The organism is Andreprevotia lacus DSM 23236, from assembly GCF_900176275.1.
Taxonomy (GTDB): domain Bacteria; phylum Pseudomonadota; class Gammaproteobacteria; order Burkholderiales; family Chitinibacteraceae; genus Andreprevotia; species Andreprevotia lacus.
The window spans coordinates 221,366-244,289 of the sequence record NZ_FWXD01000001.1 but is presented as its reverse complement, the minus strand read 5'-3'; the positions used below and the strand labels follow the sequence as shown (position 1 = coordinate 244,289).

Here is a 22,924-nt window from a genome sequence, read left to right as displayed (position 1 = left end):
GCAATTATTGCCGGTCTTGCCGGCAGGAAGGTCGCACACTGCGGTGCGCCCCTCCGGTCATTTGACTTGCGTTACCTTGCTGAAATCGACGGTTTCGCCGGAAGCCAGCTGCACTTGCGCCCCATTGCTGCCAAAGATCACGCTGCTGGCCGTTTGCCAGGTCTTGGTAGACAAAGCAACAACCTTGCCATCTGCATCCAGACCGGCAGCCTGGATCAGATACTGGCCGGCCGGCATCTGCTTGCCATCGCCATCCTTGCCGTCCCAGTTGATCGGCAAGTCACCCTTGCCGGTGACGGTCATCTGGATCTGGTCAACCAGCGTGCCATCGGCACCGGTAATGCGGACCTGCACGGTATTCACGCCGGCCGGCACCGTCACGTTCCCGCCCGACGCATTGCCAGAGCCGTTGTATTGCATGTACTTGCCATCGGACAGCACCTGTTTGCCCACCAGGCCAGCGGCCTGCATGTTCTGCGTGGTGCCATAGGCCGACAGCAGCGTGGTCAGCGTGGTGTTCAGCTTGTCGATGCCGGTCACCGTGTTGATCTGCGCCATCTGGCTGGTGAACTGGGCATTGTCCATCGGGTTCATCGGGTCCTGACTCTGCAGCTGCTTTACCAGCAGCTTCATGAACGTATCGCCCTGCTGCTCGGTCGCGCTCTTGGTCGTGGTCGCCTTGGCATTGAGCGCCGTGTAATCGAAGCTCTTGTTGCTGACGGCATCAGTGGTAGCCATGGTTCACTCCTTGCAATCAGGCCTGACCGAGCTGCAGCGTGCGCAGCAGCAGGGTCTTGGCGGTGTTCATCACGTCGGCATTGGTCTGGTAGGAGCGCGACGCGGAAATCATGTTGGTCATTTCTTCCACCGGGTTCACGTTCGGCATGGCGATGTAGCCATTACCGTCGGCCAGCGGGTTTTTCGGGTCGTACACCAGCTTGGGTGGCGACTGATCTTCATAGACTTTGGCGACCTTCACGCCGACGGCGCGCTTGTCACCATTGACCGGCGTAGCCTGGAACACCACCTGTTTGGCACGGTAGGGCTGACCGTTGGAGCTGGTGACCGACTCGGCATTGGCCATATTGCTGGCCACCGCATTGAGGCGCATCGACTGCGCTTGCAACGCGCTGCCGGCAATGTCAAAGACGCTGAACAGGGACATCGCTCACTCTCTCTTATTGGCCGGTCAGGGCGGTTTTCATCGACTCAATGCGGCGAGTCATGAAGGTCAGCGCAGCCTGATAGCGGATGGTGTTGTCGGAAAACGCCTGCATTTCGGCATTCATGTCGACGGTGTTGCCGTCGATGGAAGCCTGATACGGGTTGCGGTAGAGCAGATCGGGCGACAGCGGGTCAACCATGCCGCTCCTGGGTTGCAGGTGGCGGTTGTCGGTGGCAGCCAATGTCTGGTTCTGGCGCTTTTCGGTGGCGGCCTTGAAGGTGGCACCGAAATCGAAATCGCGTGCCTTGTAGCCCGGGGTATCGGCATTGGCGATATTGGCCGCCAGCACTTCCTGCCGCTGCGAACGCAGTTTCAGTGCCTTTTCCTGGCTGCTGAAGTAGTCGTTCAGTTGTCCTAGCATGGCTGCCCCGTCTGCATTGCGCATTGATGTTGCTGAAACAGAAGCAGGAAACGTGCCACCAGCCACTGCCCGGTAAAAGCGCAAAAAAAGAGGCCCGACGGGGTAGCCGGGCCTGAATGCGTGTAAGGGGTGCCGCAACTGCGGCAAGCTTTGCCGGCTACGCCGGGCAAAAGCGTCAGTGCAACTTGCGGTTGGGGCAGGTGTCGCAGCTTTTCTGGCAGGAAATCTTTTCCAGCGACTGCGACAGCGAACATACCGAGCGGCGGCAGGCCACGAAGCGGATGTTCTGCTCGTTGGCAAACTCGCGGTAATGGCGCATCACGTTGTGACCGAGGAAATCGGTAAACAGGATGATGAGGTCAACACCGCTCATGCTCTTGGGCTTGCGCTGGTGCGACGCATGCCGGCCCGAAACGTGTTGCTGGATCTGGATGCCATACTGCTGCAGCAAATCCGGGATATTGCCGAGCACGTCGGCGCCAACGAGGTAAGCATTCACGACCAGTCTCCAGGAAGCGCTCCGCCCTGTGCGGCGCGCGATGGAGTGGATTAAAACACGAATGATAATGATTATCAATTAAGGTGTGAACATTGCCGCTTCCAGGAAAACAGACCCCGATCATGCATGCCGAACGGCCAGTCAGGCAGTCAGCACCACCTTGCCCAGATTGCGGTTGTCGCGCAGATGATCGTGCGCCGCCTGCGCATCGGCCAGCGCAAAGCTGCGGTCCAGATGGATGGCCAGCCGGCGCGCCAGCAGCGCCGGCAGCACCTCGTCGCGCAGCGCAGTGGCCAGTGCGGCCTTGGTGGCCAGCGGCTGTGGCCGCAGGGTAGAGCCACGTATGGTCTGGCGCTTGACCAGCAGCAGCCCCAGATTGAGCTGCGACTCCAGCCCGTTGAGCAGGCCGATCAATATCATGCGGCCATCGGCGTTCAGGCAGCGCTGGTTGCGCGCCACATAGTCACCACCCACGCCATCGAGGATGAAATCCGCGCCGCCCGCCGCCTTTACCGCGTCGGCAAAATCCTGCTCGCGGTAGTTGATCACCAGCTCAGCCCCGAGCGCGCGGCAGAAATCCGCCTTGGCCGCATTGCCCACCGTCGTCGCAACATGGGCACCGCGCCAACGCGCCAGCTGGATGGCCACCGAGCCAACCCCACTGGCACCAGCGTGGATCAAGGCCCGCTCACCGGCCTGCAGCTGGCCGAGCGTGACCAGATTGAACCACGCGGTCATCCATGCCTCGGGCAGTGCCGCCGCTTGCTCGTAGCTCAAGGCAGCAGGCTTGCGGATCGCCAAGGCCTGATCCAGCACACAATACTCGGCATACGCGCCGCCACCCACCAAGCCGAACACGGCGTCGCCCACCTGCCAATCAGTGACGCCCTCGCCCAGCTCAAGCACGTCACCGGCGATTTCCAACCCGAGGATAGCGGACTCACCGGCCGGCGGCGGATAGCGCCCCGCCGCCTGCATCAGGTCTGCGCGATTCACACCAGCCGCCCGCACGCGCACCAGCAATTGTCCGGCGGCCGGCACGGGGCGTGCTTGTTCGGCCAGTTGCAAGCGGCCGTCCAGGATATCGATGGCGTGCATGGCGGCTCCTTGCGTGTGCGACATCAGGTCTCGGTCACCCCGGCCATGGCCTCGTCGATGGACTGGTGTGGCAGCGCCAGATATTCCTTCGACTGCATCTCGGTCAGGCGGCTGGCGGTGCGGAAGAACTCGCTGGCCTGCTGGCCTTCGGTATAAAGCTGTTCGGCCGGCGCATCTGCGGTCAGGATCAGTTTGACGCGATGGTCATAAAACACGTCCACCAGCCAGGTAAAGCGGCGTGCCAGATTGGATTGCGCGGCAGTCAAACGCGGCACGCCAGCGACGATCACGGTGTGATAGCGGCGCGCCAGCGCCAGATAGTCGGCCTGGCCCCGGCCATCGCCGCAGATCACGTTGAAATCAAACCACACCACACCCGGCGCGTGCCGTACCGCAGCGACCTTACGCCCCTCGATCTGCAGCGATTTGCTCTCGTTGCGGCCAGTAGCAATGGCGTCGAACAAACGGGTCAGTTCAGGCTTGTGATCGGCAGACAGCGGGGAGAGGAAGGTGCGCGCTGCGGTCAGCGTGCGCAGCCGGTAGTCCTTGCCGCCATCAACGGTCAGTACGTCCATTTTCGCCTTCAGCAAGGCAATGGTGGGCAGAAAGTTCTCGCGCTGCAGCCCGTTCGGATAGAGGTGATCAGGCGCATAGTTGCTGGTGGCCACCAGCACCACACCGCGCTCGAACAATTGCTCCATCAGCCGGCCCAGGATCATCGCGTCAGCGATGTCGGACACGTGGAATTCGTCGAAGCACAGCACACGCACTGACCTGGCCCATTTTTCGGCCACCCGGGCCAGCGGATCGTCACTGCCGGCCTGCTTGCGCAGCTCGGTATGGATTTCCTGCATGAAGTGATGGAAGTGCAGCCGCTTCTTGCGGATATACGGCAGCCCGGCAAAGAAGGCATCCATCAGAAAGCTCTTGCCGCGCCCCACCCCGCCCCACAACCACAGACCGCGCGGCAACTCGGGCTGCGGCAGCAGCGATTTGCCGAACCAGCGATTACGCTTGCGCTTGAACTCGACCAGTTGCTGCCAGAGCTGTTCCAGCCGCGCGATGGCGGCTGCCTGTGCCTCGTCGGCAATGAAGCCAGGCTGATTGGCGAGCTGGGCATACCACGCAGCCGGGCTGGTACCGCTGGCCGGTGGAGAAATCTGGTGCTGGGACATGATACGGGTGCGCAAAGGACAAGCCGCCATTATGCCGCGCCGCGCGCCGGCACGCAGTGCCGGGCCGCGTTTTATCGCGCACCGGCCGGAGCGGTGATCTGCCCCCAACGGTTTGACGGCGGATTGCCCGGCCAGACCTGCGGCGGCGCCTCAGGTGGCAAAGCGCCCCACCGTACCGCGCATGTCGTCCGCCAACTGCTGCAGTGAGCGCGCCAGCTGCGAGGTCTGCCCGGCAATCTGGCTGTTTTCCTCCGACATTTGCGAAATGCGCTCTACGTTGCCGGCCAGCAGGTGGCTGGCCTCGCTTTGCTCTTTCAGTGCGTCTGCAATGGTGTGGATTTCAGCCTCGACCTGTCGTGCGCCGGCTGTGATCGCATCGACTGAGCGACCAGCCTCTCCGGCCAGATTCACGCCCTGGTTCACGCGATCCACTGCGCCGGACATACCGTTGACCGCAGCACGCGATGCGTCCTGAATCGCATTGATCTTGCCGGCAATATCCTGCGTGGCCGAGCTGGTACGCTCGGCCAGTTTGCGCACCTCGTCGGCCACTACGGCAAAGCCGCGTCCTTGCTCGCCAGCACGCGCGGCCTCGATGGCGGCATTGAGCGCCAGCAGATTGGTCTGCTCGGCCACCTCGCGTATCACCCGCACGATGCTGCTGATTTCGTCCGATTGAGAACCCAGATGAGCAATCGTTTCGGCCAGCTGATGTATGGTCGCCGCGATGGTTTCCATCTCTGCCACCGCATCACGGATTACCCGCCCGCCGTGCTGTGCGTGTTGGTCGGCCTGCTCGGAAAACCGCAATGCCTCGCCGGCACTGTCAGAAACCTGGGCAATGCTGGTGGTCAGTTGCTCGACTGCGGCGGCCATCGCACTGGATGCCTCGCTTTGCCGTGCCGAGTCATCCGACACCCGCCCGGACGAGGATGCCAGGCTGCCAGACAGTGCAGACAGCTCGCTGGATGCGCCGATGATGCCGCGCAAGGCCTGCTGCACCGAATCAACCAGTTGATTGAACGCCGACACCGTCAAGCCGATTTCATCGCTGCTGCGCACATCGACGCGACGCGTAAAATCCAGCCTGCTGCCGATCTCGACGATGGTCTGCTGCATGCGCGACAGCGGCAGCACGATGGCAGGAATCAGCCAGCACGCCAGCCCGATGCTCGCCAGCAGGATCAGGCCGGACCAGAGCAGCATGTGCAGGCGGCCACTGCTGAACGCCGCATGGGCGGCCTGACTGCCACTGGCGGCCTCTTGCCGGTTGATTTCGACAATCTTGTCTATGGTGGGCAAAAAGGCGCGGAATGCCTTGCGGTCATCACCACGAAAGTATGCGATTGCCTCATCGTTCTTGCCCGCGCTCACCAGTTCGCGCAGTGCCTGGTTGGCCTTCAAATAGCGCGTCTTGGCCGCCTGATAGTCGCCGAACAAGGTTTGCTCTTGCGATGAGTTCACCAGCTTGGCATAGGCCACCTCATGCGTAGCCAGATCGTCGGCATTCTGCTGCTGGCGCTTGAGCGTGTCGGCGATTTCCTCGGCATTCTTGGCCAGCAACAGCTGGGTTTCCCGATTGCGGAAATCAAGAATATCGGCCCGCATCAACAAGGAATACTCGACACTGGGCAAGGCATTGCCGGTAACAGCCTGCACCTCGTCATTCACGGTTGACAGTGAGGTGATGCCGACCACCCCCATGACGGCGGCAAACAGCACCATCAGGGCATAGGAAACGATCAACTTGCGGGATATGGTCATGGCTTGCCCCTGCGAGTTGGCGGCCATCCGGGCCGGATGCCATCCTCAGCCAGCATAGCCCAGCAAAATGCTTACATCGGTCATTTTCATGCCTTGTGGACATAAGCTTGACGCATGCATAAAAAAACCGCCGGACAAGCCGGCGGTTTTTCTGGTGGGGCCACTGTGATTACAGTGCGGCGGCCTCGGTAGCCAGGTAGGCGGCAACGCCTGCGGCGTCAGCCTTCATGCCTTTCTTGCCCTTGGTCCAGCCGGCCGGGCAGACTTCACCGTGTTGCTCGGTGAATTGCAGTGCGTCAACCACGCGCAGCAACTCGTCGATGTCACGGCCCAGCGGCAGGTTGTTCACGACCTGGTGTTGCACCACGCCGTTCTTGTCGATCAGAAAAGTGCCGCGCAGCGCCACGCCGTCAGCGTGCTCGACGTCGAATGCCTTGACGATGTCGTGCTTGATGTCGGCAACCAGGGTGTAGCCAACGTGGCCGATGCCGCCCTTCTCAACCGGGGTGTTGCGCCATGCGCTGTGGGTGAACTGGCTGTCGATCGACACGCCGATCACTTCGACGTTGCGCGACTTGAATTCTTCCAGACGGTTGTCGAAGGCGATCAGCTCGGACGGGCACACGAAGGTGAAGTCCAGCGGGTAGAAGAACACCACGGCATACTTGCCCTTGGTCGCGGCCGAGAACGAGTAGTTGTCGACGATTTCACCCGAACCCAGCACGGCGGCTGCAGTAAAGTCGGGGACTTGTTTGTTCACGAGAACGGACATGGGAGAACTCCTTGAAGTGATATTCAGGATGGGAATGATTCCGAGCCTGCAAAAGATAGCGGCGACATCTGCAAGCGTCAAATCGGGAAACTTCATCCGGGTGATAGCTCAGGGCTATAACACCATCGGCGGCCATGCAGGCCGCGCCGGCAGGCAAGTGACGAGCGGGCGAAAAATTTGTAAGGATGCAATTGCCTCCGGGCGCGCCGCTTGCCATGATGGAACGTGCAGTTCACAACTACATGACGCAAGGAGGAGAAGCCCGATGAACGTCCCGATGAAACGGCGCAGCACGCTGGCCTTGCTCGCAGCCTGCCTGCTGGCCCCGGCGGCCTTTGCCGCCGATGATGCCATCACAATCCTGACCCAACAGGATGTCTACAACGACTACATGCAGTTCATCGGCAAGCGCGATCCGCTGACGCTGACCCGCTTTGACGGCGCAGGGGCGCGCCGCGATGTGGCCGAACTGGTGCTGGTGCAGCAGGCACTGGCGCTAGGCGGCCTGAAAAAGCAGGTAAAGCTGGTCAAGGTGGATAACAGCAGCGACTCGTACAGCCGCTACCTGAAGGAAATCCTCTCCGGCAATGCCACCATGGGCGGCAATACCGCCTGGCTGGTCGATCTGAAACCGCTGGAGGACAAGGTGTTCGTCAGCCCGCCGCTGATTCGTCAGGGCGAATTCGAAGCCGGCCTCTATACCACGCCCGACAACGCCAAGGCCGTGGCAGCCCGCACCTTGCCGCAGGTGCAACAGCTGACTGCCGTGGTGGCGGAAAGCTGGAAGCCCGACGTTGCCACGCTGGACAGCCTGAAGTTCGGCCAGGTGCTGAAAACGCAAAGCTGGGATTCGATGGTGGGCATGGTGGTCAAGCACCGTGCCGACGTATTGCTCGCGCCCTTCCAGCCGACCACCGACATGTCGCTGGAGGCATCTGGCCACAAGTTCGTACCCATTCCCAACGTCAAGGTCGGCCTGCAAGGCAGCCGCCACCTGTTCGTGAGCAAGCTGGCCCCGGCCGGCAAGGAAGCGGCCGAGGCACTGGAGAAGGGCCTGACCATGCTGCGCGAGAAAGGCGTGATCGAACGCGCTTATCGCGAATCGGGTTTCTTCAATGTACGCACGGCCAACTGGGCACGGCTGAACTAGTCGCAGGTATCACCAGACGCAAAAACGGCCGCGACGCGGCCGTTTTTGCGGGGATAACTGATCTGCAGGATCAATCGCCACGCAGCTCGAATTCATTCCCGGCCCACACCTGCTGGGTTTCGCGTATGGCAGGTTCCGGGCGGCCGATATGGTAGCCCTGCAGATAATCGACACCGATTTCCTGCAGCACCGTGACAATGGCCTGGTTCTCGACATACTCGGCAATGGTCTTGCGCCCCATGGCATGCGCAATGCGGTTGACCGCAAGCACCATCTGCCGGCTCACGTCGTCCTCGGCCACATCGCGCACCAGGCTGCCATCGATCTTCAGATAGTCCACTGGCAAGCTCTTGAGGTAGGTGAACGACGAGAAACCACTGCCAAAGTCGTCCAGCGCAAAGCGGCAACCACGCGCGCGCAGTGCCTCGATAAACAGCGCGGATTCCTTGATGTTGGCAATGGCACTGGTTTCGGTGATCTCGAAGCAGATGCGGTCGGACGGCAGCGGCTTTTCTTCCAGCTGCTCCAGCACAAAGGCCAGCGTCTGCCGGTTGAGCGACTTGCCCGACAGGTTGATGGACAACTCGGGCAGTACCTCGCCGCGCGCCTGCCGCTGCGACAATTCATCCAGTACATGCGATACCACCCAGCGGTCTATGGTGGCCATCATGTCGTAACGCTCGGCAGCGGGGATGAACGCCCCCGGCGAGATCAAGCGCCCCTGCTCGTCTTCCAGCCGCAGCAACACCTCGTAATGCGGCACCTGATGCGGGCCCAGCGTCGGCACAATCGGCTGGTAATGCAGCTTGAAGCGATTGGTCTCGGCAGCCTGGCGCAGGGTGGCCAGCAGCTGCAACTCGTTGTGCCGGCCCTGCAGGTCTTCCTCACCGCCACGATACCAGGCAAAGCGGTTACGCCCGGCGTCCTTGGCGGCAAAACAGGCCACGTCGGCACGGCTCATCGCCTCCTGTGGCGATGCGCAGTCCTGATCCATGCTCACCAGGCCCAGACTGCCGGTCACGGTAAACGGACGGTCCTGCCAGACAAAGCGGTATTGCTCCAGCGCCACCAGCAACTGCATGGCAACCACTTGTGCCTCGGCCTCGTCCAGATCGGCCAGCAGCACGCCAAACTCGTCGCCGCCCAAGCGGCCCACCAGTGCGTTGTCGGGCAGCATGTCGATCAGCATGCGCGCCAGTTGGCGCAGCAGTTCGTCGCCGGCCTGGTGGCCACAGGTGTCATTGACCAGCTTGAACTGGTCGAGGTCAATCTGCATCAGCAAGCGACGTGCGCCAGTGAGCTTGACCGCATCATTGGCCTGCACCAAGGCACTCATGAAGCCACGGCGGTTGGTCAGGCCGGTCAGCTCGTCGTGCGTGGCCTGATAGGCCAACCGTGCGGTCAGCGCCTCGGCCGCGCTGATGTCATGCAGCGCCACCACATAGCCGATGCGGTTGCCATCCCAGTCGCTGATCGGCGCAATGGCGATTTCGACCATGAAGCGCTCGCCGCCACGGCTGATCAGGGTGGCTTTCTCGCGCTGCTGGCGCTTGCCGGCGGTTTGCGCCGCCTGCAGCAGCCGGGTCAGGCGCGGACCTTCGGCATCGGACTGAGTGATGACGACCTCGCCAATCGGCAGCCCCTTGGCCTCGGCAAAAGTCCAGCCGATCAGTTTCTCTGCAGCCGGGTTCAGCAGTTTCACGTGGCCGGCAGCCGTGGTGGTGACGATGGCGTCGGCCACTGAAATCAGTGTGACCTCGGCCAGTTCCTTTTCCTGGAACAGCTCGCGCTGCGCGACATCCTTTTCGTCGATGCCCTTCTGCAGATTGAGCCGCATGGTGTTGAACGCATCGGTCAGCACCTGCAATTCGTCCTGGCCCGAGTCTCCACGCGCCAGATCGAGCGGCGCAGACAGGCGTTCATAATTGAAACTGCGCGTGTATTCGGCAATATGGCTCAGATGGCGCGCAATCAAGCGGTGATACAGCCACAGAAAACACAGCGCCGACGCCGCCATACCCGAACCCAGCAGCAACAGCATGCGGGTGACCTGGGTATAGAGCTGTGATTCCAGCCCATCCAGCGTATTGACCAGCCGCAACTCACCCAACCGCACGGCCTTGCCGGTCAGCGGGTGCATGTAATTGACGGTGTAAGTCTTGCTGATGGCGTTTTTCGGATCACCGCTGACGGTGCCAACCGAATAACGCGAGCCATCGGGCTCGACCAGCTCCACCCAGTTGACCGCCTTGGTCTGCAGCAGTGAATTGAGCTGGGTGCGCACTGCCTCGGTATTCACCAGCCACAGGTTGGCGCCCAGCTGCGGCGTAACGCTGCGTGCCAGGGTATCAAGATCGGTGCTGATCTGGGTGAGGCTGCGCTGGTATTCCTGGCGCACCAGAAATGCAGTCAGCGACAGGGTAACGATGAAGCTGACGCCAACCACAGCCGCAACCAGACGCCAAGCCAACCTGTTGGCCTGGTAGAAAATCTGGAATCGGCTGGGCAGATGTGAAAACACGTTGGATCGCTATTCTTGTACTTTGAACTTGAGCATAAACGGCGAACTCGACTGGCACAAATCGTAAGCCATCATGTGTGTCTCATCCGCGCTAACCGTATAGCCAGCAAGCGTTGATATTCAATAACGGCGCCACTTGCGCGCTGTGCTGCACCGAATCGTGCACTGCAGCGCTACACCTACGACCTACTTTCAAAAAAAGAAAGAAGGCGCTTTTCCTGTCAAAACCGTCGCCGGGCGGCCATACGCTCGCCCAGTTGCGCCAGCATTGCAGCCGGCAGCAATTGCTCGGCATGCGGATAAACCATGGTTTCCTCGCGGCTGACATGCGCGTGGTAGCGTGCAGCGAAATCAGCTGCGGCAGCAGCCGGCCATGCCGGCGACGCCCCGGCCTGCACAGCCACAAGCACCGCACGCAACGGCGGCCACAGCGGCAGCAACTGCGCATGCTCTTGCTGCAGCGCGGCCAGTTCGGCCTGCAGCGCGCTGCCGGCAACCGCGAGCAAGGCGGGGAACAGATCGTCGTCTTCGTCCTGATGGTGCAGCGGCAACGCTATATCAAAGTAGCGCAGGATGCCGGTTGCTGCATCGCGCGCCATATCATCGCTGCCATGCGTGGCCAGATGCACGCCCAGCCGCTCGAGCAGCGTGCAAAAGCGCCGGATGCGCTCATGGCAGGCGAGCAAGAGCTCAAGTGGCGACTCGAAGCTGGCCGAGGACGTTTCAAACGGATTGGCAATCATCCAGCCACTTTACCCGCATTGCACGGGCAAAGGGCAAGCGACCGCCAGGCTGCCGGCAATCAGCAGGGCGCGGCCAAGCCAGCGGGCATTTGCCCGGTAAGCAGGTAGCGCAGCAACTCGCGCACCGGGCGGATTTCGCTCCCGAATGGCAGGATGGACGCGCCACGAAAGAACAACCCCTTGCCAACCTCGCCGCGCAGTGCCGCCGCCAGCTTGAGGTCAATGCAGAACTGGCCGATCTTTGCCAGACCATCGCGCAAACCGCACTGGCCCAGGCAGTTGAGCGCCTGCGTGCAGCGTGCCGGGTCGGCCTTGGCATTGCGCTGCAGGCGTTCCTCGCGCTGCAGATAGTTCTTCAGCCACGGCGTTGCGACTGCACGTGCCGGCAAACCGGCCACGCTGACGAATTCGACGATGTCTTCCTGGCGCGCCCCCGCCAGCACGGCTTTAAAGGCCGGGTGTGCATCGCCCTCTTCACTCACCGCAAACGCCGTACCCAGTTGCACGCCGCTGGCGCCATGCGTGAGCCAGTGCTGCACCTGCTCGTGGCTGTGTATGCCGCCGGCGATGATGAGCGGAATGGGCTTGATGCCCAGTTCGGCAAACAACGCATGTGTCGGCCCCAGCACGTGGTCAAAATCGAAGCGCTCGTCCTGCAGGGCGCTGACCTGCGCGGCGCCCAGATGACCGCCGGCATAGCGTGGATGCTCGATCACGATGGCATCGGGCAAGCGGCCTTTCTTCAGCCATTTTTTCAGCACCAGCGCAATGCCGCGCGCGTCGGACAGGATGGGGATCAGTGCCACATGCGGGAAATCAGCGGTCAGTTCGGGCAAATCCAGCGGCAGCCCGGCCCCCATCACGATGGCATCGGCGCCGGAGCGGCAAGCCTGCCGCACATAGCCGGTATACGCCTCGACGGCGCGCATCACGTTCACCGCGATCATGCCTTTGCCCTGTGCCAACTCGCGCGCGGCAACGATCTCGCGGTCGAGCGCCTCGAAGTTGAGCGCATCCAGTTCAGCTTGTTCGCGCGTCTGTTTGGAGCGCGCCAGCAGGTCGGGGTGATGGTGACGCAGGTCTACCGAGGCTATGGTGCCCATGCCCCCCTGCGCAGCCACGCTACCGGCCAGACGATGTGCCGACACGCCGATCCCCATGCCTCCCTGCACCACAGGCAACAGATCGCGCCCCTTGATCTGCAAAGGTGAAAAGGCGTGCTGCATGTTGGACTCCGACGAGGCAAATGAGCCCAGTCTGCCCGCCGGCGCCTGCATCCGCCTTGCTGCAGATCAAGTTTGCATGGCACAGCCGGCATACGCCCTCCCCGCGCCGGTGGCATCGGGTTAAAGTAGCAGCCATTCCCATCCCGGCAGGATCACCATGCCCAAGCGCGCCCTTGCTGCTTCCCTTTCCACGCTGACGGTCATCGCGCTCTGCTGCGCGCCTCTGGCACGCGCCGAAACCATCAATGTAGCGGTGGCCGCCAGCCTGCAATACGTGTTTGACGACCTGGCCGCCGCGTTCAACAAGGAAAGCGGCGACAAGGCCGTGGCCTCGCTCGGCGCATCGGGCAAGCTGGCGACGCAGATCAGGAATGGCGCACCGTTCGGTGTGTTCCTCTCTGCCGACGTGGAAACGCCGCAAGCCTTGTTCGATGCCGGGCTGAGCACCGATGCACCGCGCATCTACGGCTATGGCAGCCTGGTGCTGTGGACCACCGCCGAGCTGGATCTGAAAAACTGGCAAGCCGCGCTGGAAAACCCGGCCGTACAGCATATTGCCGTTGCCAACCCCAAAACCGCCCCCTATGGCCGCGAAGCCATGCGCCTGCTTACCGGCCTCAAGCTGGATGCCAAACTGGCCCCCAAACTGGTTTATGGCGAAAGCATCCAGCAGGTGAACCAGTATGTGGTCAGCCGCGCGGCCGAAGTGGGCTTTACCGCCAAGTCGGTCGTGGTTTCGCCCGAGGTACATGGCGTCGGGCGCTGGGTTGAGCTGCCACGCCATCTGTACCAACCGATTGCGCAAGGTGCAGTGCTGATGAAAAACGCCAGCCCGGCCGCCGCACGCTTCTACGCCTTCCTGTACAAACCGGCGGCCCGTGCCATCTGGCAGCAATACGGCTATCAACTGCCGGAAGAGCACTGAGAGGCAAGCGCAGCATGCTGATGGACTGGCAACCGCTGCTGCTGACCCTGCGGCTGGCTGCACTCGTTACCCTCGTTCTGCTGTTGATCGGCATCCCGCTGGCCGGCTGGCTGGCGCTGACGCGCAGCCGCGCCAAGCCGGTGGTGGAGGCACTGCTGGCCATGCCGCTGGTGTTGCCACCCTCCGTGCTTGGTTTCTATCTGCTGCTGGCATTCAGCCCGCACAACGCGCTGGGTGCGTGGCTGCTGCAGGTGTTCGGGCTCAAGCTGGTCTTCAGCTTTGCCGGGCTGATGGTGGCCTCGGTGCTGTTCAGCCTGCCGTTCATGGTGCAGCCGCTGCAGGCAGGCTTCGAGACACTGCCCACTTCACTGATCGACGCGGCGCATACCCTGGGCAAAGGCTACTGGACGATCCTGCTGCGGGTCTTGCTGCCCAACGCGCGTGGCGCGTTGCTGGCCGGCAGCGTGCTGGCATTTGCACATACGGTGGGCGAATTCGGCGTGGTGCTGATGATAGGCGGCAACATTCCGGGTGTAACCCGCGTGGTCTCCATCGCCATTTATGACGAGGTGGAAAGCCTCAACTATGCCGCCGCGCACGGGCAGGCCGCTGTGCTGGTGGCGTTGAGCTTTGCCGTGGTGATCTGCCTGTACCTGGCCAAATCCCGCCGGCGCCTGAAAGCATGAGCGCCGCCGTTTCCTTCTCGCTGCAACTGCCGCTGCACGGCCCTGCCGGGCCCTACACCATGCAGGTGGAAGGCACTGTCGCCGCCGGGCATACACTGGCGCTGTATGGTCCGTCCGGCGCAGGCAAGACCAGCCTGCTGCGCATGCTGTGCGGGCTGACCACGCCGGCCGCAGGCTGGCTGCAGGTGGGCGACGCCCGCTGGTTCGACGCCGAACGGCAAGCCCATGTGCCGGCACAGGCGCGCCATATCGGCGTGCAAATGCAGCAACCTGCGCTGTTTCCGCACCTGAACGCACTGCAGCAGCTGCGCTTTGCCGGCGCCAGCCATGCAGAAGCACACTTGCTGCTGGACATGATGGAGCTGTCCACGCTGGCCGGCAGCAAACCCGCACGCCTGTCCGGCGGGCAGCAACAACGGCTGGCACTGGCACGGGCACTGGCGCGCAAGGCGCCGCTGCTGCTGCTGGACGAACCGCTGTCGGCGCAGGACAGTGCATTGCGCCTGCGCCTGCAGGATCGCCTGCGCGAGCAACAGCGGGCGCACGGCTTTACCCTCATCGTGGCCAGCCACGAACCGGCCGAGATCGTTCGCCTTGCCGACGAGGTCTGGCAGCTCGACGGCGGGCAGATCGTGGCACGCGGCACACCGGCGGAGCGTTTGCTGCAGGGGGCGCCGCACGGCACGGTGATCGCACAGGAGCAGGACGGACGCGTACTCGTGATTGCCATAGGCGGTGGCGTGCTGCGCATGCGCGCCCCGGCGGGCGCAGACTGCCTGCCCGGCACACGCATGGCCATCGACGCCACCCGCTTGCTGCCCTGAATCCGTGCACACCCCAGGGCGTGCGTACCCGGCAAATTGCGCAAGGCTTACCGCACCCAAACGGTGCATGCCATGCAATGCCGGGCTTGGCCAGCCAGTTGCTGTGAAATGAACGCTTGTAACCGCCCGCCCGAGCCGGCAAACTGCCCGGCTCTATACTATGGTGCAGAGTGGGTCAAGCCACTTGCATACAAAATTGATTTCAAACTGATTCTGCCTGCGCAATCACATGCCGGGGGCTAAGCTATAGCGGAATCCCCTGACGGAAATCAGAGATGGGCACGTCAATACTTGGTACTACTGTGTATTTGGCAGTCGCATCATTGTCTTTAAAATAAGAGAATACCGATATTCGGTATGTAAGCACGAAGCTTGCAGCGAGCGATTGATCGGCTGCCAGTGCATCGGCCCAGCGGGAGGAAGATAACCATGTCGATACGAACCAGAATTCTAGGCACAGCAATCGTTGCCAACGTGGTGGGCTTTGCCGCAACGCTCGGCTACATTGCCTACGACCCCAAGTCATTGGGGCTGGCCATGCTGATCGGGATCGTCAGCCTGGGCGCCATCATCGGGGTCACCATCTTTGCCATCAATGGCGCGCTGGCGCCGGTAGAGGCACTGCGCGACACCATGCGCCAGCTCGCACGTGAAGGCAGCGACCTCTCGGTGCGCCTGCCCGAAGGCAGCGACGAAATGGGCCAGACCGCGGCGGCCATCAACGAATTCATTGCCCGCCAGCAAGCGGTATTCCGCGAAGCGCAGCGTGAAACCGAGGGCCTGGCCATCAACCTGCATGAGCTGACCCGCGTTACCGCGCAAATCGCCAAGGACACGCGCACCCAGTCCGACCATGCCTCGTCCAGCGCGGCCACGGTGGAAGAAATCACCGTCAGCATCACCCACATTGCCGACAACGCGCGCGATGTGGACAACGCCGTATCCGAAACCCGCCAGCTCTCTACAAGCAGTGCCGAGGCAGTCAGCCGCGTTTCCGAAGAAGTGGGCCTGGTATCGCAAGCCATGCAAACCATGGGCCAGACCATGGATGGCTTGTCCAAGAGCTCGCAGGAAATCGGCAGCATCGTTGGTGTGATCAAGGACATTGCCGGCCAGACCAACCTGCTGGCGCTCAATGCCGCCATCGAAGCCGCCCGCGCAGGCGAGCAAGGCCGGGGGTTTGCAGTGGTGGCCGACGAGGTACGCAAGCTGGCCGAGCGCACCTCGCAGGCTACCGTCGACATTGCGCATCGCATTGAAACGGTCGGCCGCGAAACCGAATCTGCGGTCGAGAACATGGGCTACACCGCCGCGCGCGTGACCGAAAGCGTGGAAAAAGCCGAAGACGCGCGCAGCCACATCCTTGGCATCAGCGACCGCATGAATCAGGTCGTGAACGTGGTGCGCCAGATTGCCGACGCCACCAACGAGCAATCTTCTGCCACCACCGCGATGGCGCAATCGGCCGAGCAGGTCAGCAATATGGTGCAGGCCACCGACTCGGCGCTGCGCCAGTCAACGCAGACCCTGGCGAATCTGGACGAACAGGCCGAACGCCTGCTGTCCATCATCGGCAAGTTCAAGCTGGCCGACGTGGAAGTGCTGCACTGGTGGCTGTCCGCCAGTGAGGCCAAGGCCGTGTTCGAGCTGAAAAAACGCCTGAACGACGCCGGCCACCACTGGATGGATGCCGGCACCGGCAGCGGCGACCCGATGACCTCGCTCAAGAGCCGCGTCATGGCCGGCAACCCGCCGACCGCAGCGGCCATCGGCGGCGTGAAGATCCAGAACTGGGCGCGCGAAGGCGTGTGCGCCGACCTGACCGATCTGGCGCGCGAACAGCGCTGGCCCAGCATCCTGCCGGAAGTGTTCGACAAGATGATCCAGGCCAATGGCAAGTACGTGGCCGTGCCGCTGGGCGTGGCGCGCACCAATATGCTGTGGGTGAACGCGCAACTGGTGAACCGCATCGGGGGCAAGCAGCCGCAAACATGGGACGAGTTCTTTGCCCTGGCCGAGCGCTTCCGCCAGGCCGGCATCCCCATGCTGGCGCACAGCGAGCAAAGCTGGATCGTGGCCACTACCTTCGAGGCCATCACCGTCAGCATGGGCGCGGATTTCTATCGTGCCGCATTCAGCAAGCTCGATCAGTCTGCCATTACCGGCCCGACCATGATCCGGGCGCTGGAACTGCTGAAAAAGCTCAAGCCGTATTCGTCGGTCGACAGCGTGGGCCGCGACTGGAACCTGGCCACCGCCGACGTGATCAACGGCCGCGCCGCCATGCAGTTGATGGGTGACTGGGCCAAGGCCGAGTTCGTGCAGGCCGGCAAGGTGCAGGGCACCGATTACTACTGCTGGCCGGCGCCGACACCGGCGGGTGATTTCTGCTTCGCCGCCGACACGCTGACCATGTTCAAGCTGACCGACCCGAAAATGGCCGCAGCGCAGCGCGATTTCGTATCGCTATTGATGAGCCAGGACGGCCAGGAAGCCTTCAACCTCTATAAGGGCAACATCCCGGCCCGTACCGACGTACCGATGGGCCGCTACGATGCCTATGCCAAGCAATCGGCACAGGATTTCTCGCGCGCGGCCAGCAAGAACGTGCTCGTACCGTCGTGGGCGCACAATATGGCCGTACAGGAAGAAACACGCCAGGGCTTCTTTGAGGTAGTGGGCCAGTTCTGGGGCAACGACCACATGAGTGCTGCCGATGCGGCACGCAAGATGGCCGATATTGCCCGCAAGCAGCAATAGGCAAGCGACAGTGATCAAGTAAAACACCCCGCACTGCGGGGTGTTTTACCATTGGCACGCTGCGACTCGCGCAGCACGCTCTGTACAAAGGCACGACTGCCACTGAACGGATCAGCTCACCTGCACCTGCGCCATCATGCCCTGTGCCTCGTGCTCGATGATGTGGCAATGCGCCATATACATGCCCGGATGCGGAAAACGCAGCTTGAGCAACAAGCGCTCGTTCGGCCGCAGATTCACCGTATCACGCCATGCCTTGAACGGCTCACGCACCACCTTGCCGCCGCGCTTGCGCTCCACCACCATGAACTGCGTGCCATGCAGGTGGAAGGGGTGATCCATATGGCTGTCGTTGATCACCTCCCACAGCTCCACCTCCCCCGCCTTGCTGTGCCAGTCGGCGCGGTTCATGTCGTAGGCTTTGCCATTGATCAGGAAAGCCATGCTGTGCTGACCGTTCTCCATGCTCATGGTCTCGCTGAACACCACGCGCTTGGTGGCGCGCGCAAGGCCAGGGTCAGCAATACTGCGCAGGCGGGCCGGCAGTTGCACGCGCGGGCCGGCGGAGAAGGTGGCACGGGCCAGCACCCGCTCGCGCTCGGGCGGGGCATCGCCCATTTTTTGCCTGTCGTAGGGCAGCGCCAGCAGCCGTACGGCACCGCTGCCGCTGACGACCACCTCGATCCGTTCGGCCGGTGCCAGCACCAGCTCGCCCAAGGGGCGGGCCTGCTCCAGCAGGCCGCCATCGGTACCGACCAGTTGCCACTGCGCGCCCGCCAGCTTGAGGCGCAGATAACGCGCACTGCAGGCATTCCAGATGCGCCAGCGCTGCGCGCCGTTCACCGTAAGCTGTGGCTGTAGTTGCCCGTTTACCAGCACAAACTGCCCTTCTCGGCCGTCCATCCAGTCATCGACATTGTTGAACGGGATACTGCCGTCGGCAGCCAGCCGCAAATCGCTGATGAACAGATGCTGCTCGGGCAAGGCGGCCAGTGGGTCATCCGCTGTGCGCACGATCAGCGCACCGGCCAGACCGCGGAACACCTGCTCGGGCGTATCGCCATGCGGGTGCGGGTGATACCAATAGGTGCCGGCGCTGCCCTTGGGCAACTCAAGGCGATACAAGCGCTCCTCGCCCGGCGCAACCGGGTGATGCGGCCCGCCATCCTGATCGGCCGGCACCGGCAAGCCATGCCAGTGCACGGTGGTGGCCTGGGGTAGATCGTTGCGGAAACGGATTTCCAGCGTATCGCCCTCCATCGCTTCGATCAGCGGGCCCGGCGTGCTGCCGTTGTAGCTCCAGAATTCCGTTTTCACGCTGGGCAAGAGTTGCACGGTGTGTGGTGCGGCGGTCAGCGCCAGCCGCAACACGGCACCGTCGCGCTCGCCGATACGATGCAAGGGCAACAGCGGCTGGCCAGTCGGCAGGGCATCGGCCGGCAACAGCGGCAAATCAGCTGGCGCGATGCGCAATGCGGGCTGGGCGGGCGCTTGCTCCGGCATGGCGTGACCGGCATGCATGTCATGGTCCATGCCGGCGGCCAGCACGCGTGGCGCCAACACCGCAGCCCCCGCAATCGCGAGCGTGCGGCCGAGAAAGCGGCGGCGATGCAGCGAGTGCGTCATGCTCCGACCCTCCGGTGAATGAACGAGATGGCGCGCGACGCGCGGACGCACGCCCACAGTGGCAGCCTGGCTGCCTGCAATGGTGATTTCATGATGGTAGGCCTGTCTACGCGCGGGCAAGGCTGTCCGCGCGACGATTGATCGGAAGAGAAGAAGTCGCGATCAGGCGGCCGGAGGGCGCAGCGGAAGGATGGGATCAGGGTTGCTGTAATGCCGGCCTGCCGGTGCTGGCAGCGCCGTGGCTATCCACACTGGCGCGGCCAGCACGATGCCTTGGCCGGGCAAGGCGCAGTGCAGGATGCAATCGGTACTGCAATGCTCACCCGCAGGCGGCACGGCGGCGGCCTCATGTTCCATGCAATGCGTGTCGTCAGCGGCGGCCAATTGCGCCGCCGGCTGCTGCACGGCAGCCGGCATCGCCATGGGTGCCGCCCACAGGGGCGCCAACGGCAGCAGGCAGATCAGCAGCAGGGCAAACAGGCGATGCAAGGGCATGGCGATATCGTAACGCGAAGTTACCCTTGCAATATACCCCCACAGGGTACATTATACCCCCATAGGGTACTTGAGCATTGCCATGCAAACCACTGTCAACCTCCCCATCAGCGGCATGAGCTGCGCCGCCTGCGCCGGTCGCATCGAGAAACAGCTGAACAAGCAGCCGGGTGTGAGTGCACAGGTGAACTTCGCCAGCGAGACCGCGCAGATCAGCGCCGACCTCAGCCAGACCGATATCCCGGCATTGATCGAGACCGTGCGCAAGACTGGTTACGACGTGCCGTCGCGCAGCCTGACCCTCGCACTGGAGGGCATGAGCTGCGCCGCGTGCGCCAGCCGCATCGAGAAAATGCTGCAACGCATTCCCGGCGTGACAGCCAGCGTCAATCTGGCCACGGAAAGCGCCAGCGTGAGCTTTCCCGCCGGCAGCGTCAGCGACGATGCCTTGATCGATGCCGTGCGCCGCGCCGGCTACGATGCGCATGTGCGTGGCGACGATGAACACGGCAACGACGACAGCGCGCGCGCGGCACGTTTGCTGCGCCGGAGCGGTCAGCAACTGCTGCTGGCCGCGCTGTTCACCCTGCCCTTGCTGGCTGAAATGGCCGCCATGTTCAGCGGCCAGCATGGCTGGCTGCCGCGCGGCTGGCAGTGGCTGCTGGCTACGCCGGTGCAGTTCTGGCTGGGCTGGCGCTTTTACCGGGGTGCATGGCATACATTGCGCGGTGGCGCCGCCAATATGGATGTGCTGGTGGCACTGGGCACCAGCGTGGCCTACGGCTATTCGGCCGTGGTAACGGCGCTAAACCTGCATCACCAGCATGTCTACTTTGAAGCCAGCGCTGCCATCATCACGCTGATCCTGCTGGGCAAGTGGCTGGAAGCGCGCGCCAAAGGCCGCACGGCCGGCGCCATTGCCGAACTGCTGGCCTTGCAGCCACGCACCGCGCGCGTCGAGCGTGATGGCACGCTGCTGGATGTGCCAGTGGCCGAGCTGCGCAGCGGTGATCTGATCGTGGTGCGGCACGGCGAAACCATCGCCGCCGACGGCACGGTGCAGGACGGCCGCGCGCAGGTGGATGAAAGCCTGCTCAGCGGCGAGAGCCTGCCGCTGGAAAAAACCGCCGGCAGCCGCGTGTTTGCCGGCACACGCAATCTGGATGGCATGTTGCGCGTGCGCGCCGACAGCGTAGGCAGCCAGACCCAGCTCGCCGAAATCGTACGACTGGTGCGCACCGCGCAAGGCAGCAAGGCGCCGATCCAGCAACTGGCTGACCGCATTTCCGCCGTTTTCGTCCCCGTCGTGCTGCTGATTGCGCTGGTCACCTTTGCAGCCAGCTGGTGGTTGCTGGCCAGCGCCAGCGCCGCGCTGATTCCTGCGGTGGCCGTGCTGGTCATCGCCTGCCCCTGCGCACTGGGGCTGGCCACGCCCACTGCTGTCATGGTCGGCATCGGGCTGGGTGCGCAGCGCGGCATGTTGTTCCGCAATGCCGCAGCGCTGGAACGCGCCAGCCGGGTAGACCTGCTGGTGGTAGACAAGACCGGCACACTGACCGAGGGCAAGCCGCAAGTCACCCGCATTGTCGATCTGGCAGGCGTAGGTGACGACACCCTGCTGCAACTGGCGGCCAGCCTTGAACAAGGCTCGGAACACCCGCTGGCCAAGGCGCTGCTGCAAGCGGCCCAAGCGCGCGGCTTGGCCTTGCAGGATGCAGCGGATTTCGCTGTCGAACCCGGCGCCGGCGTGACTGGTGTGATCGCCGGCCAGGCCATACGCGTCGGCAGCCCCGATTGGGTCGCTCCGCTACTGGGCGCTGACCGAGTACCGCTGACGCAATTGCTGAACGAGGGCCAGACCGTGATCGGCGTGGCGCGTGATGGCGCCTGGCTGGGCCTGATCGCCCTGGCTGACGCATTGCGCAGCGATGCCACCCGCGCCGTCGCCACCCTGCAGCAACGTGGTGTGCGCGTGGTGATGCTGACCGGCGACAACGCCCACACCGCAGCCCGCATCGCGCAGGCTGCCGGCATCAAGGAGTTTGTGGCGCAAACGCTGCCGCAGGACAAAGCCGCCTACGTGCGTGCCCGGCAACAGGAAGGACATACCGTCGCCATGGTGGGCGATGGCGTCAACGATGCGCCTGCACTGGCCGTTGCAGATGTGAGCTTTGCCATGCACAGCGGCAGCGATGTCGCCATCGAGGCGGCCGATGTCACCCTGATGCATGGCTCACTGGCGGCACTGGCCGATGCCATGGCATTGTCACGCCATACCGTGCGCAAGATCCGGCAGAACCTGTTTTTCGCCTTTGTCTACAACACGCTGGGCATTCCACTGGCAGCGTTCGGTCTGCTCAACCCGGTGCTGGCCGGTGCCGCCATGGCGCTGAGCTCGGTCTCGGTGGTGAGCAACTCGCTGCTGTTGAAACGCTGGCAACCCCGTAACCCCTGAGCAAAAGGACACATCATGGAAACCACCACCATCCAGATCGGCGGCATGAGCTGCAACGGCTGCGTCGCCAAACTCACCAGCGTGCTGGGCCGCCTGCCCGGCGTGCAATCGGCCGACGTCAGCCTGGATACCGGCAAGGCCATCGTGCAGTTCGACCCGGGCCGCGCCACGGTCGATGCCTTCAGGCAAGCCATTGCGGACGCAGGCTATGAGCTCGTCTGACCCTGCCGCCACACCCGACGATTGCTGCACGCCGCAAGACGTAACCAGCGTCGCCCGCCCCGACAAGAAAGCGCTGGTGTCGCGCCTCAACCGCATCGGCGGGCAAATACGCGGCATCACGCAGATGATCGAGGAAGACCGCTACTGCGCCGACGTGCTGACGCAGATCGCCGCCACCCGTGCCGCGCTGGACGGCGTAGCCATGCGCGTGCTGGAAACACACGCCCACGGCTGCATGGCTCGCGCCATCCAGCACGGCGACGGCGAGGCGGCAATCGACGAGCTGATGCAGGTGGTCGCCAAGCTACGTACCTGACCTTTAAAGCAGTGGTGGAGGGATGGCAACAAAGCAACTGTCCATGATTCGGGCTGTGCGGTGGCTTAGGTGTGCCCATAT

21 protein-coding genes are annotated in these 22,924 nt (G+C 63.1%); 8 read left to right on the top strand and 13 right to left on the bottom strand.

Features of this window, described 5'->3' with window-relative positions; all coding sequences use genetic code 11:
- Nucleotides 1-57 precede the first annotated feature (57 nt).
- From B9A19_RS01270 to B9A19_RS01235, 8 genes are all read right to left on the bottom strand, one after another.
- Nucleotides 58-738, bottom strand: coding sequence for a flagellar hook assembly protein FlgD (locus B9A19_RS01270; RefSeq protein WP_084088715.1), 681 nt, complete (start codon nucleotides 736-738; stop codon nucleotides 58-60).
- A 16-nt stretch (nucleotides 739-754) separates the two neighbouring features.
- Nucleotides 755-1,165 carry a flagellar basal body rod protein FlgC gene (gene flgC, locus B9A19_RS01265; RefSeq protein WP_084088714.1) on the bottom strand — a complete coding sequence of 137 codons (411 nt, stop codon included), beginning with the start codon at nucleotides 1,163-1,165 and terminating at the stop codon, nucleotides 755-757.
- 13 nt (nucleotides 1,166-1,178) lie between these two features.
- The gene (gene flgB, locus B9A19_RS01260) at nucleotides 1,179-1,586 is read right to left on the bottom strand and encodes a flagellar basal body rod protein FlgB (RefSeq protein ID WP_084088836.1); all 408 of its coding nucleotides are present in this window, start codon (nucleotides 1,584-1,586) and stop codon (nucleotides 1,179-1,181) included.
- A gap of 175 nt (nucleotides 1,587-1,761) precedes the next feature.
- Entirely contained in the window at nucleotides 1,762-2,085 is a 324-nt protein-coding gene (locus tag B9A19_RS01255) for a DUF2325 domain-containing protein (protein WP_084088713.1), read from the bottom strand.
- A gap of 141 nt (nucleotides 2,086-2,226) precedes the next feature.
- Entirely contained in the window at nucleotides 2,227-3,183 is a 957-nt protein-coding gene (locus B9A19_RS01250) for an NAD(P)H-quinone oxidoreductase (RefSeq protein WP_084088712.1), read from the bottom strand.
- A gap of 23 nt (nucleotides 3,184-3,206) precedes the next feature.
- Nucleotides 3,207-4,358, bottom strand: coding sequence for a cell division protein ZapE (gene zapE, locus B9A19_RS01245; RefSeq protein ID WP_084088711.1), 1,152 nt, complete (start codon nucleotides 4,356-4,358; stop codon nucleotides 3,207-3,209).
- Between the two features lie 150 nt (nucleotides 4,359-4,508).
- Nucleotides 4,509-6,122 carry a methyl-accepting chemotaxis protein gene (locus B9A19_RS01240; protein WP_176216726.1) on the bottom strand — a complete coding sequence of 538 codons (1,614 nt, stop codon included), beginning with the start codon at nucleotides 6,120-6,122 and terminating at the stop codon, nucleotides 4,509-4,511.
- A 169-nt stretch (nucleotides 6,123-6,291) separates the two neighbouring features.
- On the bottom strand, nucleotides 6,292-6,894 hold the full coding sequence (locus B9A19_RS01235; RefSeq protein ID WP_084088709.1) for a peroxiredoxin: 603 nt from the start codon (nucleotides 6,892-6,894) through the stop codon (nucleotides 6,292-6,294).
- Nucleotides 6,895-7,159: 265 nt separating this feature from the next.
- Here B9A19_RS01235 and B9A19_RS01230 point away from each other — a divergent pair, with 265 nt between their 5' ends.
- The gene (locus B9A19_RS01230) at nucleotides 7,160-8,044 is read left to right on the top strand and encodes a hypothetical protein (protein WP_139798579.1); all 885 of its coding nucleotides are present in this window, start codon (nucleotides 7,160-7,162) and stop codon (nucleotides 8,042-8,044) included.
- A gap of 70 nt (nucleotides 8,045-8,114) precedes the next feature.
- On the opposite strand, the gene B9A19_RS01225 is transcribed toward B9A19_RS01230, so the two are convergent.
- The 3 genes from B9A19_RS01225 to B9A19_RS01215 all read right to left on the bottom strand — a co-directional run bounded on the left by B9A19_RS01225 (nucleotide 8,115) and on the right by B9A19_RS01215 (nucleotide 12,534).
- Nucleotides 8,115-10,514 carry an EAL domain-containing protein gene (locus tag B9A19_RS01225; protein WP_176216725.1) on the bottom strand — a complete coding sequence of 800 codons (2,400 nt, stop codon included), beginning with the start codon at nucleotides 10,512-10,514 and terminating at the stop codon, nucleotides 8,115-8,117.
- A 272-nt stretch (nucleotides 10,515-10,786) separates the two neighbouring features.
- The gene (locus tag B9A19_RS01220; protein WP_084088706.1) at nucleotides 10,787-11,308 is read right to left on the bottom strand and encodes a hemerythrin domain-containing protein; all 522 of its coding nucleotides are present in this window, start codon (nucleotides 11,306-11,308) and stop codon (nucleotides 10,787-10,789) included.
- Nucleotides 11,309-11,367: 59 nt separating this feature from the next.
- A complete protein-coding gene (locus B9A19_RS01215; RefSeq protein WP_084088835.1) occupies nucleotides 11,368-12,534 on the bottom strand; it encodes an NAD(P)H-dependent flavin oxidoreductase in 1,167 nt (388 codons plus the stop codon).
- Nucleotides 12,535-12,691: 157 nt separating this feature from the next.
- Here B9A19_RS01215 and modA point away from each other — a divergent pair, with 157 nt between their 5' ends.
- From modA to B9A19_RS01195, 4 genes are all read left to right on the top strand, one after another.
- On the top strand, nucleotides 12,692-13,459 hold the full coding sequence (gene modA / locus B9A19_RS01210; protein ID WP_084088705.1) for a molybdate ABC transporter substrate-binding protein: 768 nt from the start codon (nucleotides 12,692-12,694) through the stop codon (nucleotides 13,457-13,459).
- A gap of 20 nt (nucleotides 13,460-13,479) precedes the next feature.
- The gene (gene modB / locus B9A19_RS01205) at nucleotides 13,480-14,145 is read left to right on the top strand and encodes a molybdate ABC transporter permease subunit (RefSeq protein WP_245804232.1); all 666 of its coding nucleotides are present in this window, start codon (nucleotides 13,480-13,482) and stop codon (nucleotides 14,143-14,145) included.
- Nucleotides 14,142-14,969: an ATP-binding cassette domain-containing protein gene (locus B9A19_RS01200; protein ID WP_084088703.1), complete on the top strand. Its 828-nt coding sequence runs from the start codon at nucleotides 14,142-14,144 to the stop codon at nucleotides 14,967-14,969. The genes modB and B9A19_RS01200 overlap by 4 nt, the downstream gene beginning before the upstream one ends.
- A 429-nt stretch (nucleotides 14,970-15,398) precedes the next feature.
- Complete coding sequence (locus B9A19_RS01195) at nucleotides 15,399-17,729, top strand: extracellular solute-binding protein (protein ID WP_084088702.1); 2,331 nt, start codon at nucleotides 15,399-15,401, stop codon at nucleotides 17,727-17,729.
- Between the two features lie 111 nt (nucleotides 17,730-17,840).
- On the opposite strand, the gene B9A19_RS01190 is transcribed toward B9A19_RS01195, so the two are convergent.
- Both B9A19_RS01190 and B9A19_RS01185 read right to left on the bottom strand, forming a co-directional pair.
- A complete protein-coding gene (locus tag B9A19_RS01190; protein ID WP_217806942.1) occupies nucleotides 17,841-19,355 on the bottom strand; it encodes a multicopper oxidase family protein in 1,515 nt (504 codons plus the stop codon).
- A gap of 162 nt (nucleotides 19,356-19,517) precedes the next feature.
- The gene (locus B9A19_RS01185) at nucleotides 19,518-19,850 is read right to left on the bottom strand and encodes a hypothetical protein (RefSeq protein ID WP_084088701.1); all 333 of its coding nucleotides are present in this window, start codon (nucleotides 19,848-19,850) and stop codon (nucleotides 19,518-19,520) included.
- An 82-nt stretch (nucleotides 19,851-19,932) separates the two neighbouring features.
- Between B9A19_RS01185 and B9A19_RS01180 the strand changes: the two genes are divergently transcribed.
- The 3 genes from B9A19_RS01180 to B9A19_RS01170 are packed head-to-tail and all read left to right on the top strand — an operon-like array spanning nucleotide 19,933 to nucleotide 22,843.
- Nucleotides 19,933-22,305, top strand: coding sequence for a heavy metal translocating P-type ATPase (locus tag B9A19_RS01180; protein ID WP_084088700.1), 2,373 nt, complete (start codon nucleotides 19,933-19,935; stop codon nucleotides 22,303-22,305).
- 15 nt (nucleotides 22,306-22,320) lie between these two features.
- Nucleotides 22,321-22,527, top strand: coding sequence for a heavy-metal-associated domain-containing protein (locus tag B9A19_RS01175; RefSeq protein WP_084088699.1), 207 nt, complete (start codon nucleotides 22,321-22,323; stop codon nucleotides 22,525-22,527).
- Nucleotides 22,514-22,843, top strand: coding sequence for a metal-sensitive transcriptional regulator (locus tag B9A19_RS01170; RefSeq protein ID WP_084088698.1), 330 nt, complete (start codon nucleotides 22,514-22,516; stop codon nucleotides 22,841-22,843). Before B9A19_RS01175 ends, B9A19_RS01170 begins: the two co-directional genes overlap by 14 nt.
- The last annotated feature ends 81 nt before the right edge of the window (nucleotides 22,844-22,924 follow it).

What these genes read in the sequence shown, in the direction of transcription:
- B9A19_RS01270 (WP_084088715.1), bottom strand. Translation starts at nt 738, where the DNA reads ATGGCTACCACTGATGCCGTCAGCAACAAGAGCTTCGATTACACGGCG.
- flgC (WP_084088714.1), bottom strand. Translation starts at nt 1,165, where the DNA reads ATGTCCCTGTTCAGCGTCTTTGACATTGCCGGCAGCGCGTTGCAAGCG.
- flgB (WP_084088836.1), bottom strand. Translation starts at nt 1,586, where the DNA reads ATGCTAGGACAACTGAACGACTACTTCAGCAGCCAGGAAAAGGCACTG.
- B9A19_RS01250 (WP_084088712.1), bottom strand. Translation starts at nt 3,183, where the DNA reads ATGCACGCCATCGATATCCTGGACGGCCGCTTGCAACTGGCCGAACAA.
- zapE (WP_084088711.1), bottom strand. Translation starts at nt 4,358, where the DNA reads ATGTCCCAGCACCAGATTTCTCCACCGGCCAGCGGTACCAGCCCGGCT.
- B9A19_RS01240 (WP_176216726.1), bottom strand. Translation starts at nt 6,122, where the DNA reads ATGACCATATCCCGCAAGTTGATCGTTTCCTATGCCCTGATGGTGCTG.
- B9A19_RS01235 (WP_084088709.1), bottom strand. Translation starts at nt 6,894, where the DNA reads ATGTCCGTTCTCGTGAACAAACAAGTCCCCGACTTTACTGCAGCCGCC.
- B9A19_RS01230 (WP_139798579.1), top strand. Translation starts at nt 7,160, where the DNA reads ATGAACGTCCCGATGAAACGGCGCAGCACGCTGGCCTTGCTCGCAGCC.
- B9A19_RS01220 (WP_084088706.1), bottom strand. Translation starts at nt 11,308, where the DNA reads ATGATTGCCAATCCGTTTGAAACGTCCTCGGCCAGCTTCGAGTCGCCA.
- B9A19_RS01215 (WP_084088835.1), bottom strand. Translation starts at nt 12,534, where the DNA reads ATGCAGCACGCCTTTTCACCTTTGCAGATCAAGGGGCGCGATCTGTTG.
- modA (WP_084088705.1), top strand. Translation starts at nt 12,692, where the DNA reads ATGCCCAAGCGCGCCCTTGCTGCTTCCCTTTCCACGCTGACGGTCATC.
- modB (WP_245804232.1), top strand. Translation starts at nt 13,480, where the DNA reads ATGGACTGGCAACCGCTGCTGCTGACCCTGCGGCTGGCTGCACTCGTT.
- B9A19_RS01200 (WP_084088703.1), top strand. Translation starts at nt 14,142, where the DNA reads ATGAGCGCCGCCGTTTCCTTCTCGCTGCAACTGCCGCTGCACGGCCCT.
- B9A19_RS01195 (WP_084088702.1), top strand. Translation starts at nt 15,399, where the DNA reads ATGTCGATACGAACCAGAATTCTAGGCACAGCAATCGTTGCCAACGTG.
- B9A19_RS01190 (WP_217806942.1), bottom strand. Translation starts at nt 19,355, where the DNA reads ATGACGCACTCGCTGCATCGCCGCCGCTTTCTCGGCCGCACGCTCGCG.
- B9A19_RS01185 (WP_084088701.1), bottom strand. Translation starts at nt 19,850, where the DNA reads ATGCCCTTGCATCGCCTGTTTGCCCTGCTGCTGATCTGCCTGCTGCCG.
- B9A19_RS01180 (WP_084088700.1), top strand. Translation starts at nt 19,933, where the DNA reads ATGCAAACCACTGTCAACCTCCCCATCAGCGGCATGAGCTGCGCCGCC.
- B9A19_RS01175 (WP_084088699.1), top strand. Translation starts at nt 22,321, where the DNA reads ATGGAAACCACCACCATCCAGATCGGCGGCATGAGCTGCAACGGCTGC.
- B9A19_RS01170 (WP_084088698.1), top strand. Translation starts at nt 22,514, where the DNA reads ATGAGCTCGTCTGACCCTGCCGCCACACCCGACGATTGCTGCACGCCG.